Source organism: Providencia alcalifaciens, from assembly GCF_020271745.1.
Lineage (GTDB): Bacteria > Pseudomonadota > Gammaproteobacteria > Enterobacterales > Enterobacteriaceae > Providencia > Providencia alcalifaciens_B.
This window is the reverse complement of the sequence record NZ_CP084296.1, coordinates 2,908,983-2,927,026: the sequence shown is the minus strand read 5'-3', so window position 1 is coordinate 2,927,026 and position 18,044 is coordinate 2,908,983. Positions and strand designations below refer to the sequence as shown.

The following is an 18,044-nucleotide window of genomic DNA, read 5'->3' as shown; positions in this document are numbered from 1 at the left end:
GTGACTACTTCTCGCTATTTAATAATCCGTCCGCTAAACGATGGCGAGATTTATTAAATATTTTATTACTCACTTCACGACCAGCACGGCGAGTACGCTGTTCTTCTTCAGGCAGCTTCATCTCTTCGGTACACGCATGACTACAGCAGCCTTCATATTTTTCAGCGCAGCTTGGACATTGAATAAACAGTAAATGGCAACCGTCATTTTTGCAGTTAGTGTGAGTGTCACAGACTTCCCCACATTGATGGCAATGTGCTAAGGTATCATCCGTAATACGCTCACCCATACGGTTATCGAACACGAAGTTTTTACCTTTAAAACGCAGCGGCAAACCTTGTTCTTTCGCTTTACGCGCATATTCAATGATCCCGCCTTCCACATGATAAACATTTTGGAAACCGTTATGTAGCATATAAGCGCTCGCTTTTTCACAGCGGATACCGCCCGTGCAATACATCACCACATTTTTATCTTTCTGGTCTTGCAGCATTTCAACCGCCATTGGCAGTTGGTCTCTAAAGGTGTCTGATGGCACCTCAATCGCATTATCAAAGTGACCCACTTCATATTCATAGTGGTTGCGCATATCGACAAAAATAGTATTTGGGTCATCGATCATCGCATTGACTTGATCTGCTTTCAGATACTGCCCAGTATTGGCAGGATTAAAGGTTTCATCATCAATACCATCAGCAACAACACGATCACGTACCTTCATACGCAGTACCCAGAAGGACTTGCCATCATCATCAATAGCAATATTCAAACGTAGGTCATTTAAGGCTGGGTCTGTTGCATAGATAAGTTCACGCAACGCATCCACATTGGAGGCGGGTACGCTAATTTGTGCGTTGATCCCTTCTTTGGCTATATACACACGACCAAATACACTCAACGCTTTGAATTGTTGGTACCATTCATTGCGAAATGCAGCAGGATCTTGAATATTAAAATATTTATAAAAAGAGATTGTGGTACGCGGCTCAGTTTCAGCCAACATACGTTCTTTAAGGATTTTATTTGAAATTTGGTTGTGTAACACTGGCATGGTGTTCGCTTTCCTATGTAATGCTTTGATATAAAACAAATTTAAATCACCAGCAAAAATTTGCTTGTTAATTGTGGGTTATTATCCTCTTTATTATGTTAATAAAAAACCACTTATTTTTAGTGGATATTACACTTACCATCAACTCTTAATAATAATGTTAAAAATAAATCACTAAATTAAAAAATGAGGGGGTTGCGATGACACGCTGTGAAATCTCAGAACGTCTCAAATTCCAATATATTTTAAATTTTTATGAGCGCGTTGCCATTAGCATCAAAGAAGATATCTATAACGAGCAGATGATCAAAAGAGCCTCATATTCAACCGTTGTTGAAACATATGAGATTGCCGAGCCTTTGATTAAAGCGATTAGAGAAAAAAGAAAATCAGAGACGACCTATCAAGAATTTGAATGGTTAGTGACTCGCTGGAAGAAAAATCCGCTTAAGAAAAATAGCTCAATACTTTTATAGGCTATTTTTATAGACGATTGGTATAGCAATGGTTGTATTCGCTATTTGTATTAAATAGAAAAGAAAAAAGGGAGGGCTCCCCCTCCCTGGCATTTGCCGAAGTTACGATGGGTAAACCGCATCGTAGAGCGCAATGTCAACTGCTTATCAGAGGCGCGTCCCTACTCTGCTATGCAGAACAGAGTAGGTCAGAAACCTCTTTACTGCTTTATATTACTCACTACACTTTACTACCTACACTTTACTAACTTACAACCTACTGGATGGACTTCTGTTTTAACCCATTAACTCGATACGAGCTGGCAAACCTTGTCTCACGGAAGCACCAGATACCCAATCAAGCCAAGTATTTGCCACTTCACGAGTCGGATCTGCGAACCCTAAATCATTCAAGTTAATTCCGGAACCATTTGCCGCATTCATCGGCATGGCTTCACCGTCTAAATAGTGCTGTTTAGCGCCCATTTCTGTGTGACCATAACCATGTTCAACCGCGAGAACTCCCGGCATAACACCATCAAGCACACTAATTTGTGCCTCTGTATGACCACCGGGTGTCGTGATTTTGACCCAATCCCCATGTTTAACGCCCATCTTCGCAGCATCATCCGGGTGAATAGCCACCAAGTTGGTTGGTTTCACATGGCGTAAACGTTCAATCATGGTTGTGGAGCTGCTCATCACATGAGATTTAAATGACATCATTTTTAATGGCCACTCTTTCTCTGGGAATACCGCATTCACATCTTCACCATTCGCCATACGTGGTGGATAGTAGGTCGGGCAACCACTAAAACGCTCACCCGTGATAGCATGGCGGTTAATCGCCACCGTTGGGTTCCAAATTTGCAACCCTTTCTTCCACTGTGGACCCGTTGCTTCACCATCCCACGCTTTCTCATAAGGTGCGAATCGACCACCACGCGTAAAGATATACGCAACGCGGCGAACTTCTTCAGGTTTCAATGTACGAGTAATTTGCGGCATGATACGCTCGACACCACTGATCGTAATGTCTTCTGTTGCCGCCTCTGGTACCGGTTTTTCACCTAACCATGCCATATTCGCTGCCACTCGCAGGTAGTAATCTTCTGCGGTATTTAACGGATACATGTTGCCATCCATATCCGCAATCACATTGTCACCAAAGCCCGGCAATTTCAGTTCTTTAGCGACTGCGATACAAAATGACTCCATAGAAACTGGCTGACCATCTGCTGTTTTCGCAGTGCGAGATTCAACAATCGGCCAACGCGCGGTACTCGCTTTCACTTGTACACCTGACCATGGGGCACTGAAGCCCCAGCTCTCGAAGTTATGGGTATCTGGCACGATGTAATCCGCTAATGCCGTGGTTTCATTCATAAAAGCATCAATACCAATAATCAGTGGTAGATGTTTTGGATCTTTCAGCTTCTCTTCCATCACCTGACGAATACCCGCAATACCATAAACTGGGTTCGTCATATTGGTGATCCACGCCTTCAGAGAATAAGGATATCCCATCAATGCTGAAGCTAACTGTTCAGTTAACTGACCTTTCGCAAACGGATACCAAGGCGCTTTTGCTGGATACGGTTTTTCACCTGCTGCCACTCTCGCCTTAAATTCATCCGATTTTTCATACACTTCATTACTGCGCGATAACACCACACCTTTCGGCTTCACTTTACCTTTATAGCCTGAAATGTTGTAACGCGGGCCATCGTTTTCACCATTAAATTTACCACCACCAACAGACACGCCACCTTTTAGGTTCAAGTTACCGATCAGCGCATTAAGCATAATCACAGACCATGCTGTGTAGAAGCCATTGCCCCCCATCATGCCACCGTGAGAAATAACCGCCGCTTTTCTATCATAAGAGGTTAACGCTTTACCTAATGATTCAATGGTTTTTACGGGGACTTGGCAACGCTGACTGTATTCTTCCAGCGTCATGCGATCCGCCGCTTCTTTCAAGCATTGGAAGCTGGATTTCACCGTCACTTCGCTACCATCATGAAGCGTGACTTGGCGAGTCACAAACAGCTCCGCATTTGTCACTTCATCCGCCAGTTTCAGTTCGCCATTTGCGTCCTGAACCATATAGGCTTTTTTCTCATCCTTACCCTCTTCAGCCACTACACCCGTTAGGTGAGATTGCTGTAATAGATTACCTGCCAGAGGATGAGCATCATCGGTGATCACGAGGTGGGTCGAGTTTGTCCAGCTTTTCTCTCCGGCCGCTTCCATGGATTTTTCACTTGGTACACTCAAATAAGCGGCGTTATAACGGTCATTCTCAATAATCCAGCGGATCATGCCCATAACTAATGCAGCATCTGTCCCCGGTTGAACTGGTACCCAGTGACCATGGTCATTCGCTAATGTCGTCGTTAATGGCAGAGCCGGAGAAACAACTACATAGTTGAACGAATCCCGTAAACGCGCACTCGCTAATTGACGGCCTTGACGCTTAAATGGGTTACCTGATTGTGCCGGTGATGTTCCAATAAACAGTGCAAAGCGGGTATTATCCCAATCTGGTTTGACGTGGGCGTTTTTATCCAAGTCATCCATCAACGCACCAGAACCTGCGCGATACGCTAAACCGCAGTAAGCTCCATGAGCGCCAAAGTTTTTACTACCGAATGCATTTTGAGCAAAGCGACGAATAAAGCCATCACGGCCATCATCCCCGGCGTTAGTCACCAGTAACTGGTTAGCTTTAGGCCCTAATTTCGGTTGAGCAGGATCCAGCGGCGTTTCTAAATCACGGATAGCACGCAGACCATCCACATGGCCTTCACCAAATAAATCCCCACCTTCAACCACTTCTTTGATTAACTGCTCAAAGCTAATACGTTCCCACTTCCCTTCACCACGTTTACCTACACGCTTCATTGGTTCGAGAATACGTAATGGACTGGTTAATCCTTCCATCAGCGTTGCACCACGAGCACACGCCGTTGAACGATGTTCTAATCCGCTTTCTCCGCCCATTTTGGCGAAGGCAGTGGATAACGGCATCCCATATGGAAAGTGTTTTTCATTAGATAGAGGGTGATATGGGTTCCCCGCAATTCGCAGAACTTCATTCTTCGCACTGTCCACACGGGCACGAATACCGCACTGGGTCCAGCAACCGAAGCATTGCGTCATGGAAACGACTTGCGCAGGGTTCTCTTTCCAACCACCCATCGCCGTGCCTTCAGGGATCAGCGAGTTACCATTGATACGATCCAGCGTCACTTTGCCAGAGGTGCCATCCACTAAACCATCCACTGCACGTTTGGCAACTTCACGATAGCTCGCACCAAAAAGAGCAAGACCACCGACAACTAAACCACCTTTAAGCCATTGACGTCTTGAGAATTTAGCCATGTTGCACTCTCCCCGCAAACCAGCGAACACCTTCGCGAACAATAATTGTTAATGCAATCCACAATCCAAATGTACCGACAATCGCCAGTAATCCGTCATTACCTAATGGGAAATGGTATGGATTGGTGATGATGTTGTATTTTGGTACTGCTTGAATCTCCATCAGGAAAATCCAACGCAATACCCACGCTAACGCCATAGACACTAACGCTAAAACCGTAATGTAAGGAACGGAGCGAACTGCTTTCACGTTACTCAGCGCCATCACAAACGTGATAGCCCACAGCGCACATACACCCATTAACATCCACCAGCCTGGGCTTGTGACATCTAACTGTTGACGAACTGCAATGCCTGACGTGGTATCACCGGAGATCCACAGCGCAAAACAAACAGCAAACAGGAGTAACGTAATCACTTGGAAACGCGCTAAACGGTTTTGATATTGAGGCTCACGACGAGCACCTAAGCTAATCAGTGCTGGCAGCACTTGCATCGCGCTTAAGAACATCAACACGGGCATCCACCAGCTAAACCAAATTGGACGAGCCACTAACACAGAGGCCTCACGGCCGGTATACAGCAGTAAACCAATTGAGGATAATGCACTCAGTAACGCTACCCAACGGGTCGCTTTATACTCTTTCTTCCAAATTAATTTGACTAGCAGTGCTACAAAGTACAACCCAACAAATGTGGTAAACAGCGGTAGCAATACAGAACCCCACCACATCCAAGACCACATTGTAGGATGTGCATAGAAGTGCCACACACGTGCAGTTTGGTGCAGGTCAGCGGTTAATGCTAGCGGCGCTGTGATTCCCATCGTGATAGCAATAAACACGGCAATCATTTCTAATCGACCGTTTCCACTGCGATTTTGCCAATGAAGATAGCAGGCATACAGCACCGCACAGGCAGCAATCCCTATAAAGAAAAAGTATTGTACCGCCCAAGGAAGCCAGAAAAACTCTTGCGGCTGTGCCATGATTTCAGAAATATAGGTCACTTGTTCGCTCATCAGAACACCTCCTGCCATAATGCCGGTTGCCCTTTACCTTGCAACGGCTCCACAAACGCATCATCCAGCCCTAAATAAAACACCTGCGGCAATGTGCCACTTTCCGGTTTCAAGACTTTAATTTGTGCTTCATGCTCAGTAAGCATCTTACGAATGGTGCTGTTCGGGTCTTTTAAGTCACCAATAATACGCGCGCCACCAACACAAGATTCGACACACGCTGGCAATAAACCAACCTCTAATCGATGTGCACAAAACGTACATTTATCTGCGGTTTGCGTTGAATGGTTAATAAAGCGAGCATCATACGGACAAGCCTGCACACAATACGCACAGCCCACACAACGCTCGTTATCAATCACCACAATGCCATCTTCACGTTGGAACGTTGCTTGCACTGGGCAAACAGGCACACAAGGTGGGTTATCACAATGGTTACACAAGCGAGGCAGTAGAACGTTGGTGAACCCTTCATCCCCTTTTAGGGAGACTTGATATTGGTTAACCGTCGTTCTAAATTGACCTTGTGGTGTTTGGTTTTCAACAGAACAGCTGACAGTACATGATTGGCATCCTACGCAACGGCGCAGATCAATCAGCATGCCATAGCGTTTTTCGGGATTGCCTTCACGGCGAGTTGGGGAAAAACTCAACCCCGCTTCGGCGATTGGGATCAGCGATGCACCCGCGGTGACGGCCCCAATCTGTTGTAGGAATTTTCGTTTACTCAGATCCATAATTGGCTCCAGTATTGACATTGCTAATGCGAAAATAAAAGTTAATAATCAATCTATTATTGGTTTATCTTACGTATTGGTAACACCGTGTTACCGATGTCTGATAACCACTAAATTCTTATTTCTCTTTAAAATCGGTGTGTTATCTTTGTGCTACTCTAATAATTCTGAGTTCATAGTAAGAAGAAAAGCCTTGCGCCCCTATTGTGGTTTTCCACATACCCGAAGGGATATTGATCTAACGCAACGAATAAACCCCAAATGTTAAAAAAAACGTCTATGCCGTTGTATCACATACTTTTAGTTACTCTGCTGCTATGGTGCATTCCGGCAGGCGCAGCGCAATGGACTATCGGCGTTCTCGCCCTACGAGGACCGAGTTTCACTCAGTTGCACTGGCAACCTTTGGTGGACACCCTCAATGAGTCCATTCCGGGAGAACGCTTTACCCTACAACCCCTAAATCTTGAAGAGATGAAAGAGGCGATTTCGAATCGCAAAATTGACTTCTTACTCACTAACCCAGCTCAATTTATCCAACTCGATAATCGCTACCACCTACGCTGGCTACTCTCTTTACGCTCGGATGTGGAGCCAAACAGCACGACACGCAACGTGATCGGTAGCCTTATTTTGGTTCGTGGAGATAGTGACATTCACAGTGCTGATCAGCTCATTGGCAAAAAAGTTGGTGCAATATCCCCCGATGCATTTGGGGGATATCTATTAGGTTATAAAGTATTAAGAGATTTAGGGTATGACACGGAAAAAGACTTTCGAATGCAGTTTTTAGGCTTCCCGGCAGATGCTCTGTTGTATGCTTTACGGGATAAATCGCTCTCTGCGGCAATTGTCCCTGTCTGCTTATTAGAAAATATGGACAGTGAAGGACTGATTAATAAACAACAATTCCGTCCGCTTGTTCAAAAAGAGAGTGCGTTACCCTGCCTAACAAGCACAGAACTTTACCCTAATTGGTCATTCGCCGCGTTAAGCGAAGTTCCTGACAATTTAGTGGATAAAGTCACCAAAGTTTTACTCTCTGGCGACACTCCCAATATGCGCTGGGGGGCCCCGGCATCCATCACACAAGTTGAAAACTTACTGCGCGACGTCAACCAACACCCACAGCAACGGGAAATTTGGCAAGATATTGTCAGTTGGACAATTCAACACCAAATTACTATCGGGATTATTGCCCTAATTTTCCTATTGTTAGGTATTAACCACGTCTGGATAGCCTTCTTGGTTCGCCGTCGTAGCCAACAACTTGAAGTCGCACATAACCGCCTACGTCAGCAAGAGGCTAACTTACAAAAAGCTCAACGGCTCAATATATTAGGTGAAATGGCATCCGGATTCGCCCATGAATTGAACCAACCATTATCCGCGATTCGAAATTATGCCCAAGGCTCTATTTTGCGATTGAAAAAAGAGTCGGAAAACCACCCTCTTCTAAGTGCCATCAGTAAAATTGATGAACAGGCTCAACGGGGTGCTGATATTATTCAAAACCTGCGTTTGTGGGCAGGGAAACCAGGGCAAGAATCCCGTCTAACCCTACGACAACAATCCGTCAAACAGACCATCAATCATATCTGGCAACTGTTGCAAGTTGAGCAACATTTCCCAACCGTTAGGTTGCAATTACCCGAAACTCCCGATGTTCGGCTTTTGCTACCGGATACCTTACTCGATCAGTTACTTTCAAATTTGATCAGTAATAGCCTACAAGCGGGCGCCACCACATTAACCTTTGGCTTTCACTTTGCCGATGAACGCTTTTTACTGGTATTACAAGATGATGCTGGTGGAATGCCTGACGAGCAGCTTAATCAAGGGATCATGCCATTCGCCACCACTAAACAGGAAGGTCTGGGACTCGGATTGGTGATTTGCCAGCGATTAATTCAAAGCCAAGGTGGGGATATTCGCATTGAAAATCAGCATAATGATGATGGTAAGAACGGGCTGCGTGTGACGCTAATTTTTAATTACTCGAGATAATCAGAATATAACGCATGTTTTGCCACACAAAAGATAACATTCCCAATAACTATATGTGACAATGTTATGAATACTATTTATATCAGCAAGCCACTTATACAAACAAGAAATAAGCCACGAGGTATGAATTAATGCCAGTCATTCACCTTGTCGACGATGACACCGATGTCACTGATTCCTGTCAATTTTTACTCGAAACGCTCGGTTATAACGTTACCGTTTGGAACGACAGTGAGCAGTTCATCCAGCAAGCCCCTCTGCATGAGGAGGGCATTGTATTGCTCGATATGCGCATGCCAAAATTTGACGGACGCCAAGTACATCAATACCTGAAAGAACAGCAAAGCACCCTCGCGGTTATTTTCCTTTCTGGTCATGGGGATATCCCGATGGCGGTTGAGCAGGTGAAATTAGGCGCTATCGATTTTTTACAAAAACCGATTGATAGCCAGCAGCTTGCAGAAACCCTTGAACAAGCTCGCTTACAAACCATAAAAGCTACTGAACGCACATTGATTAAACAGCGTTATGAAACCTTAACGCCGAAAGAAAAAGACGTTTGTACTTATGTACTTCAAGGGCTAATTAACCGCGAAATCGCGGAAGTGGCTTGCGTATCCGTGCGAACCGTTGAAGTGCATCGCTCCCGAGTGATGGAAAAAATGGCAGTGAGAAACCTTGCCGAATTAATGAGCACCATGCAAACAGCACAACTTTTCACGAGTTAATTTGATATCATTCAGATTAACAAGCTATTTTTAATTAAAATCCACTTAAGTAGAAACCGAAAAAACAATGATCCCAGCACCAAAGTTTGAAAAAAGTTTATTACATCCCCGCTACTGGCTAGTTTGGTTTGGCATTAGTGTGCTCTACCTGCTCGTCCTGCTTCCTTATCCCGTCATTTATTGGATAGGTACCCGTTTGGGGCGTTTCTCCAAGCGCTTCTTAAAAAAACGCGTCCAAATTGCCGATCGTAATCTGCAGTTGTGTTTTCCTGACATGAGCTCAGCAGAACGCCAAAAAATGGTTGATAAGAACTTTGAGTCTGTTGGAATGGGCGTTTTTGAGACCGCAATGGCATGGTTCTGGCCTGATTGGCGTATTCGTCGCTGGTTTAAAATTATTGGTTTAGAAAATATGCGAGCAGCCCAAGCGACAGGTCGTGGAGTTATTGTTTTAGGCGTTCATTTCTTAACACTAGAAATTGGTGGACGTGCGTTTGGTATGCATAACCCGGGCATTGGTGTTTATCGACCAAACGATAATAAATTGATGGACTGGCTACAAACTCGCGGACGTTTAAAATCAAATAAGTACATGATTGGCCGCCGTGATGTTAAAAGCATGATCCGCGTACTCACCGAGGGCGAAATCTTATGGTACGCCCCTGACCATGATTATGGCCCACGCAATAGTTCATTTGTCCCTTTATTTGCCGTTCAGCACGCAGCAACGACAAATGGCTCAGCGATGCTCATCAAACATGGTAATGCATTAGTTGTACCCTTTGCCGCCCATCGCTTACCTGATGGAAAAGGGTACGAGCTGCATATTCAGCCCGCTGTAGATAATTTCCCTGTTGATGACAACACAGATACTGCCGCTATGATGAACAAGGTTATTGAACAAGAAATTTTACGCGCACCAGAACAATATATGTGGATGCACCGCCGTTTTAAAACGCGTCCAAAGGGAGAGCCTTCTCTGTACGGCGATTTAGATAAAATCCACCACCGCTAGGTTTTGCTACTCCCGATATAATTTGTGTTGTCGCTAAACGACACTCCCAAAATAGTTCGTGTTGCAGCTAGGCGGAAAATGAGTGGATCCCCAGGAGCATACACAAGTATGTGACTGGGGTGCGCGAATGAAGCCAACAACGCTGCGGCACGAAGTATGAAGGGAATGTATGAAGAAGAGTACTTACTGGAAAAAAAACCTTTATATCGTCTGGTTCGGCTGCTTTTTAACAGGCGCGGCCTTCAGCTTGATCATGCCTTTTCTACCTTTATATATCGAAGAACTTGGTATTACTGACCATGGCTCTTTGAATTTATGGACGGGTGCCGTTTTCAGTATTACGTTTCTCTTTTCCGCTATTGCCGCCCCTTTTTGGGGACGCCTTTCTGACCGCCACGGTCGTAAACTAATGTTGCTGCGCTCTGCCCTTGGTATGGCGATTGTCATGGTGCTGATTGGCTTTGCACAGAATATTTGGCAACTTCTGGCTCTACGTGCCCTTTTAGGCTTACTTGGCGGGTTTGTCCCGAATGCCAATGCGCTAATTGCCACCCAAGTACCCGTTAATAAAAGCGGTTGGGCGATGGGTGTTTTGGCGACTGGCGCTGTTAGTGGCGCATTGATTGGTCCACTGATTGGTGGATTACTTGCTGACCAATATGGGTTGCGTCCGGTATTTTTTATTACCGCTAGCGTGTTGTTTATCTGCTTTTTTGTCACACTTTTCTACGTTCGTGAGCGTTTTACCCCTGTTTCACGCAAAGATGCCCTAACCGGAAAACAAGTTTTTGCCTCTTTACGTAATAAAAACTTAGTAATCAGCCTATTTTTCACCACCATGATCATCCAAGCATCGATTGGTTCGATTAACCCCGTAATCACCTTGTATGTTCGAGAACTTTCAGACTCGATTGATAACCTTGCTTTTACTAGCGGAATTATTGCTTCTATCCCCGGCATTGCCGCACTGATTAGCGCCCCTATGCTCGGTAAACTGAGCGACCGCATTGGACCTGATCGTGTTTTATTAGCTGTACTTGCCGCCTCAATTTTTGTTCTGTTTCCGATGGGACTCGTCAGCAATTATTGGGAGTTAGGCGCTCTGCGCTTCTTACTCGGCGCCCTTAACGCTGCGCTATTACCCGCCGTACAAACCTTAATTATTTATAATATCTCTCATCAAATCACTGGACGTATATTTAGCTACAACCAAGCATTACGAGATGTCGGTAATGTCACAGGTCCTTTAATGGGGTCTTTTGTCGCAGCAACATACGGGTTTAGAGCCGTATTCTTCTTCACTGCGGTATTAGTGTTGGTCAATCTCATTTACTCTTGGCTTATCATTAGGAAACAATCCGATGGCCTCAGAGCATCCCCCTCTAAAGAGTAATGTTAATGTATACCTTTCACGCTAAAACATAACTTTTTATTATCTTTTCAACGAAAAGTTTATAAGCACAAGTAATATTTTGTAACTTATTGTTTTAAATCAACTTAATCGATTCAAAAAACATTCTTTTATTGTCAATAAAAATCCGTTATTCTGTGCCCCCTTATCGTAAGAATGAGAGTTATATCGAACTTTCATCTTAAAACTGACTTTCTTACGATAAATTCATTCTGCTTATTAGCAATTTTATAATAATGTATGCCGAAAATATGTTTGCAACACAGCATTAACATATCAATAAAAAACGGTGATGGAGCTTCTGCTCCACATTCACAATTCGGCACAACCTCTTAAGTCACAACGAATTGGAGTTCACAGATGAGTCATTCTGCGACTAAAACTAAAACTTTTTTCGGGCATCCTTACCCGTTGAGTTCGCTTTTCCTCACCGAAATGTGGGAACGTTTTTCTTTCTATGGTGTTCGTCCTCTTTTAATCCTCTTTATGAGTGCAACTTTGTTGCAAGGTGGCATGGAGCTACCGATTGAGCAAGCATCGGCTATCGTAGGTATCTTCGCAGGCGGTGTTTATATCACATCTTTACCGGGTGGCTGGCTCGCGGATAACTGGTTAGGTCAACGCCGCGCCGTTTGGTATGGTTCTTTGATCATTGCATTGGGTCATTTGTCGATTGCGCTGTCTGCGTTATTTACCAATACCTTCTTCTTCGTGGGACTGCTATTGATCGTATTAGGTACGGGTTTATTTAAAACTTGTATCACCGTAATGGTTGGAACGCTGTATAAGAAAGAAGATACGCGTCGTGATGGCGGTTTCTCTCTGTTCTATATGGGTATCAATATGGGTTCATTTATTGCCCCATTAATTATCGGCCCATTACATGAAAAATACGGCTGGCATTTAGGCTTCGGTTTAGGTGGTTTGGGTATGTTAATCGCCTTGCTTATCTTCCGTTTCTACGCGATTCCACAAATGCGTCGTTATGACAAAGAAGTTGGCTTAGATTCCACATGGAATTACCCTACCGTTCAACGTAAAAACGTCGGTAAATGGGTTACTGTTGCCATGGCTGCACTGGCTGTACTGGTGGTGTTAATCAATAACGGTACCATTCCATTCAACCCTTCAGTGATCGCAAAAAGCTCGGCTTACATTATCTCAACGTGTGTGGGCATCTACTTTATTTTCATGTTCTTCTGTGCAGGTTTGAACAGCAGCGAACGCTCTCGCTTACTGGCTTGTTTAATTCTGTTAATTGCTGCGGCGTTCTTCTGGTCTGCATTTGAACAAAAGCCAACATCATTTAACATCTTTGCGCGCGACTATACCGATCGCCAATGGGGTAACTTCGAAATCCCAACAATTTGGTTCCAGTCAATCAATGCCTTATTCATCATTCTGTTAGCTCCTATTTTCAGCTGGTTCTGGCCTTCTTTGGCTAAGCGTAATCTGAACCCAAGCAGCATGACGAAGTTTGTTATTGGTATCCTGTTCGCTGCGGGTGGTTTTGCGGTCATGATGGTTGCAGCTAACCACGTTCTGGCCACACAAACTGGTGTTTCACCATTCTGGTTAGTCGGCAGTATTTTATTACTGACTTTAGGTGAACTGTGCTTAAGCCCGATTGGCTTGGCAACCATGACATTACTTGCACCACAAAAAATGCGCGGTCAGGTGATGGGATTATGGTTCTGTGCAAGTGCGCTAGGTAACTTAGCAGCAGGTATCATGGGTGGTAATATCCGTAAAGACCAACTGGATTCAATGCCAGACCTGTTCTCCCACGTTTCTATCGCACTGGTTATTTGTGCTGTTGTGCTAGCAGCCCTGATTATTCCAGTCAGAAAAATGCTGCAAAACGCAGATAGAAACGAAGCAAAAGCGAAATAATATTATTCGTTATTAGCGAGTCATCTGTTGGCGTAGTAACCTCAAAAATTATTACGCCAACCTCTCCTCAATACCGCAAATCTCGTGCTACTCTTCCCTCACTTTTCTAATCATAATGAGTTGTTTCTTTTCAAGGATCTTTTACGATGAGTACACTGTCTGTTCCGGTTTATTATGTCGATGCCTTCACTGATACCCTATTTCACGGCAATCCGGCCGCTATCGTTTTACTTGATAAGTGGCTGCCCGATGACAAGCTTATCGCTATCGCTGCCGAAATTAACTTATCTGAAACTGCCTTTCTGGTAGGTGAACATATCCGCTGGTTTACACCGGTGATGGAAGTCAAATTGTGCGGCCATGCAACCCTTGCCGCTGCATATATTTTGAACAAGTTTAAGCAGCACCCGGCAAACCCTATTGTATTTCAGTCCTTATCTGGAGAACTGACGGTCCATAAAAATCAGGATGGCTTCACATTAGACTTCCCTGCCTTAGACTGTGAACCTGCTGATTTAAGCCACTATTCACAATTAAGCGAGATCCTCGGCACCCCTATTTCTGAGCTGTTTTTAGCCAAAGACCGTTATATCTGCTTTGTTGATACACCAGAACAAGTGCAGAATTGCCACCCAGATATGTTGCGCCTTGCACAATTACCTTTACAGGGATTAACCATTACAGCGAAAAGTACAGATGAGCAAGCTCACGACGAACAATGTGACTTTGTATCTCGTTATTTTGCGCCCGCCAAAGGTGTTAATGAAGATCCCGTCACAGGTACCTCTCACTGTGCAATTGCTCCCCTTTGGGCTAAACGCTTACAGAAAAATCCAGTATTAGGTCACCAGATTTCTGCACGTGGTGGAAAAATACACTGCTTGATTGAACAAAATCGCGTCAAAATGACGGGAAAAGCAACACTCTTTTTAGCCGGAACGATTCATGTTTGATTAATCACTGTATTTATTTGTGATCAGGATTACACTTATCTGTAACATTAATGATATGTACATTAATGTTCCGGTAAGTAATTATTTTTACCGGTTCAAGTTTTTAAATCGTGAGAATTCAAAGAAAGTAAGGCTTAAATATGCGTTCCGATGTTGATGATGTAATCAAACAAAAAATTGAACAATCTGTCACCCATGTTTCTAAAGTGGTATTCCCAACCACCACTAACCACCATAGTACCCTGTTCGGTGGTACTGCATTAGCATGGATGGACGAAGTTTCTTTCATAACCGCGACCCGTTTTTGCCGCAAAAGATTGGTGACCGTCTCCACAGAAAAAATCAATTTTACCCACCCTATTCCATCAGGCACCATCGTTGAATTAGTCGGGGAAGTGATCCGAGTTGGTCGCACTAGCCTTACCGTTAATGTCTCTATCTTTTTAGAAGATATGTACGCTGAGGGACGAGAAGAAGTAATCCACGGACAGTTTAATTTCGTGGCTATTGATGAAAATGGTAAACCAACACCATTATTTGAACAGTAATCACCGTTCTCTATTTACCACCGTTCATATCGGTAAATAAAAAATGTGCGCCCGGTCATTAAGATAGAGCGCACACTATTCATATTATCAGCATCAAGCGAATGCTAAGAATGGCGAAATACACAGTAAAATTCCGGTAAAAATAATCAGATACAAAGAGATACCTTTATATTTATGCAGCATTGGGACTCTATAGACTAAATATGCTGGAATTAAACAACCCACCATCCCGAAAATTGGGCTACAGATTGATGTGAAGCTCAGCACTGGTGCATTCAGGATAATCGCCCCCCAAGCTAATAGCACAGCAAAAATCATAATGCCGTTTTTCACCCAATTTTCATTAATACGCTCAACAGGCATCATGCGTTGTAATATATTCATCGCAATACCTTGCGTTGCCTCACGGAAACCTAAGTAAACGCCGAAGAACGCGGTCATGACAGCAAAGATATTTAACATGACACTGACGACAGTCACCCAACCGCCAGGGAAGAATTTCGCTGCGATGGCCAAAGCAGAAATATTTTGCTCATAGGCTTTCACTGCTTCATCGTGACCCATAGCTAACGTGAATGATACTGCGTAGAAAAAGACGGTACAGAATAAAATAATAAATGCGATATTCATTGCACGCAGCGCTTTATAGCGTGCCACTTCGCGGTTCACGTTTTGGCTACGGAATGAAATCACCATTGGACTTAATGTTTGAATAAACAGAATCGATGTTAATGTAAAAGGTAATGTGATAATTGCCTCTTTAAACAAGCGTCCAACTGGCGGCAATGAACCCACATTATATAAGTGCCACATCCCGACCATGGAAATGCCTAGTGCAGCAACCACAAATAATTTAGTCAGAACCATAAAACTTGAAAGCTTAAATAGCAGTTTTTCACCGCGAGAAGAAATGGCGACTAAAATACAAATCAGAGCCAAACCATACCAAGGACTTTCAGATAATAACCCATCCGTTACACCGAAAGTTTGCAAATACGATGCGCTGTCATTGGTGATTGCTGTTGAATAAACAAACATCCAAATCACCAGCATAATAAAATAGAGTGCGCCAAGCAGCATACCCCAGTTTTTACCTAGATATCCGCTGATCACACTTGGATAATCTTTACATTCTGGTGATTCCGCCAGCGTGTTAATAAACAGACGCTGAAACAAATACATTGCAGGATAACCGACAACGGATGAGAGCAAAAATACCCATAAGCCCATCAAGCCAACTTGCACGGGGAGAAAAACAATCCCCGCACCAATCGCCATTCCGATACTCATAATCACCCAACCAACATCTGTGCCGTCAAACTTAGTGGCAGCACGCCATTGCTCTTGGGTCATACCAGCACGAGAAGCAGCCGTAGAAGCTTTTCTATCATCAACATTATCTATTGTAGGGATCGTAGCCATAATTACTCACTTAATATTGTTGAACTCTTAAAAGAGAATTTTTTTTGTTTTAGATGCGACTTAAGTGGTTATTTCTTCCAATAACCTTAATTATTTGCAGGCTATTATAATGATTCCATCATAGAGGATATGTTAGAGAAAAATTATCTCTTTATTAACCTATAAAACCCCCAATAAAGAGAATGTTTTTCTCTAAAAAGAGCAATCCGACGTAAATATCTCTATCTATCGACGGAAATAATCCCTATTAGTTGTTTTTGAACGTGATAATCATAACCCTTTGTTTTTAAAGATGTTAGTCTTTTAATAACCCATGCGTGATTATTAACAATTTCAACAATTATCCTTTTATTTCGTGCTAAACATCACAAGACACCATGATAACCATGACTATTCTTTGCAATAATTCCGTATTTTGTATTTCTCTTGTTAATTTTCGATACAAATAACTAGTTCTCTATTAAGGGTAATATTAAATTTTTACCCATCTATCGAGTCAAAGGGTGTTATTACTGGCTTATAACGAAGAAAAATATTTTTAATGTTCACCCGTGAGGAGTAACAAACTCGTTTAATCTGTATTTTCTATGGAGCGTTGATATTTACAAATTATAGAAGTAGAGTATTTAAAACTTTGATGGTTATACTCTGTAGTTAATAACTGTTAACGCCTTTTCGAGTTTACCTTGAAATAAGGATATTCATAGCCAACTAAAGATACGGAAAGCCTTATGCTACGATTATTGACCTTCATTTCTTTATTTATATTTTCAACGAATTTAAGTTTCGCAGCTCCTGTTCCGCCTGAAGTCATTAAGCAAATTGAACAACAAGCACAAAAAGGGGATGTGAAAGCTCAAGTGATGCTAGGCATTGGTTACTATGTCGGTAACGAAATTAAGCAAGATTATCCGAAAGCAAAGAAATGGCTTACGATGGCTGCCAATAAAGGCAATGCGGACGCTCAACTATTCCTAGGTGATATGTATCTTAATGGTAATGGCGTTCAATCTGATTTTGAAACAGCCTATGGTTGGATTGAAAAATCTGCAAATAAGGGAAATCCTGAAGCCATAAACTATATGGGTCAATTCTACTACCAAGGTGCTGGCGTAAAACAGAATTATCTCGTAGCTTTTGAGTGGTTCCAAAAAGCAGCAGATAAAAAATTTCCACCTGCTGAATATCAATTAGGAAAAATGCTACAAAATGGTGAGGGAACTGAGTTTAATGAAAAGCTCGGTGCTGAATATATCGATAAAGCGTGTAAAGGCGGATTAAAACCAGCCTGCCCAGAAAAAGAAACCACAAAACCTAAAACGACTAAAAAATAATATTTTCTTTGCAAAGCGGCGATACTCCCCTCATGTATTGCCGTTTTTCTATTGTCATTATCTATTCCTTATACTCTCCAAT

At 43.2% G+C, this 18,044-nt stretch carries 13 protein-coding genes and 1 pseudogene; 9 read left to right on the top strand and 5 right to left on the bottom strand.

Annotated elements, in window-relative coordinates:
• Positions 1-4: 4 nt before the first annotated feature.
• Complete coding sequence (locus LDO51_RS13355; protein WP_225574948.1) at positions 5-1,051, bottom strand: rhodanese-related sulfurtransferase; 1,047 nt, start codon at positions 1,049-1,051, stop codon at positions 5-7.
• Between the two features lie 212 nt (positions 1,052-1,263).
• Here LDO51_RS13355 and LDO51_RS13350 point away from each other — a divergent pair.
• A pseudogene (locus tag LDO51_RS13350) lies at positions 1,264-1,527 on the top strand (DUF4760 domain-containing protein); the annotation flags it as partial.
• A 276-nt stretch (positions 1,528-1,803) separates the two neighbouring features.
• Here the strand turns inward: LDO51_RS13350 and ttrA are convergent.
• From ttrA to ttrB, 3 genes are read right to left on the bottom strand one after another with little or no spacing between them, the layout of a single operon-like run.
• Positions 1,804-4,893 (bottom strand): tetrathionate reductase subunit TtrA, encoded by a 3,090-nt coding sequence (ttrA, locus tag LDO51_RS13345; RefSeq protein ID WP_225574947.1) that lies wholly within the window; start codon positions 4,891-4,893, stop codon positions 1,804-1,806.
• Complete coding sequence (gene ttrC, locus LDO51_RS13340) at positions 4,886-5,914, bottom strand: tetrathionate reductase subunit TtrC (protein ID WP_187128964.1); 1,029 nt, start codon at positions 5,912-5,914, stop codon at positions 4,886-4,888. Before ttrC ends, ttrA begins: the two co-directional genes overlap by 8 nt.
• Positions 5,914-6,651: a tetrathionate reductase subunit TtrB gene (gene ttrB / locus LDO51_RS13335; RefSeq protein ID WP_225574946.1), complete on the bottom strand. Its 738-nt coding sequence runs from the start codon at positions 6,649-6,651 to the stop codon at positions 5,914-5,916. Before ttrB ends, ttrC begins: the two co-directional genes overlap by 1 nt.
• Before the next feature lie 261 nt (positions 6,652-6,912).
• Between ttrB and ttrS the strand changes: the two genes are divergently transcribed.
• The 7 genes from ttrS (at position 6,913) to LDO51_RS13300 (ending at position 15,206) form a co-directional block, all read left to right on the top strand.
• Entirely contained in the window at positions 6,913-8,658 is a 1,746-nt protein-coding gene (ttrS, locus tag LDO51_RS13330) for a tetrathionate respiration histidine kinase TtrS (RefSeq protein WP_423810935.1), read from the top strand.
• Between the two features lie 131 nt (positions 8,659-8,789).
• The gene (gene ttrR, locus LDO51_RS13325) at positions 8,790-9,386 is read left to right on the top strand and encodes a tetrathionate respiration response regulator TtrR (protein WP_225574945.1); all 597 of its coding nucleotides are present in this window, start codon (positions 8,790-8,792) and stop codon (positions 9,384-9,386) included.
• Between the two features lie 67 nt (positions 9,387-9,453).
• Positions 9,454-10,401, top strand: coding sequence for a Kdo(2)-lipid IV(A) acyltransferase (locus LDO51_RS13320; protein WP_225574944.1), 948 nt, complete (start codon positions 9,454-9,456; stop codon positions 10,399-10,401).
• A gap of 169 nt (positions 10,402-10,570) precedes the next feature.
• A complete protein-coding gene (gene mdtG, locus LDO51_RS13315) occupies positions 10,571-11,794 on the top strand; it encodes a multidrug efflux MFS transporter MdtG (RefSeq protein ID WP_225574943.1) in 1,224 nt (407 codons plus the stop codon).
• Positions 11,795-12,172: 378 nt separating this feature from the next.
• Positions 12,173-13,705, top strand: a complete 1,533-nt coding sequence (locus tag LDO51_RS13310) for a peptide MFS transporter (protein ID WP_225574942.1) — start codon at positions 12,173-12,175, stop codon at positions 13,703-13,705.
• Between the two features lie 146 nt (positions 13,706-13,851).
• On the top strand, positions 13,852-14,658 hold the full coding sequence (locus LDO51_RS13305) for a PhzF family phenazine biosynthesis protein (RefSeq protein ID WP_225574941.1): 807 nt from the start codon (positions 13,852-13,854) through the stop codon (positions 14,656-14,658).
• Between the two features lie 140 nt (positions 14,659-14,798).
• Positions 14,799-15,206, top strand: a complete 408-nt coding sequence (locus LDO51_RS13300) for an acyl-CoA thioesterase (protein ID WP_036951567.1) — start codon at positions 14,799-14,801, stop codon at positions 15,204-15,206.
• 93 nt (positions 15,207-15,299) lie between these two features.
• On the opposite strand, the gene LDO51_RS13295 is transcribed toward LDO51_RS13300, so the two are convergent.
• Complete coding sequence (locus tag LDO51_RS13295; protein WP_225574940.1) at positions 15,300-16,628, bottom strand: amino acid permease; 1,329 nt, start codon at positions 16,626-16,628, stop codon at positions 15,300-15,302.
• Between the two features lie 731 nt (positions 16,629-17,359).
• Between LDO51_RS13295 and LDO51_RS13290 the strand changes: the two genes are divergently transcribed.
• Complete coding sequence (locus tag LDO51_RS13290) at positions 17,360-17,962, top strand: tetratricopeptide repeat protein (protein ID WP_225574939.1); 603 nt, start codon at positions 17,360-17,362, stop codon at positions 17,960-17,962.
• Positions 17,963-18,044: the final 82 nt, after the last annotated feature.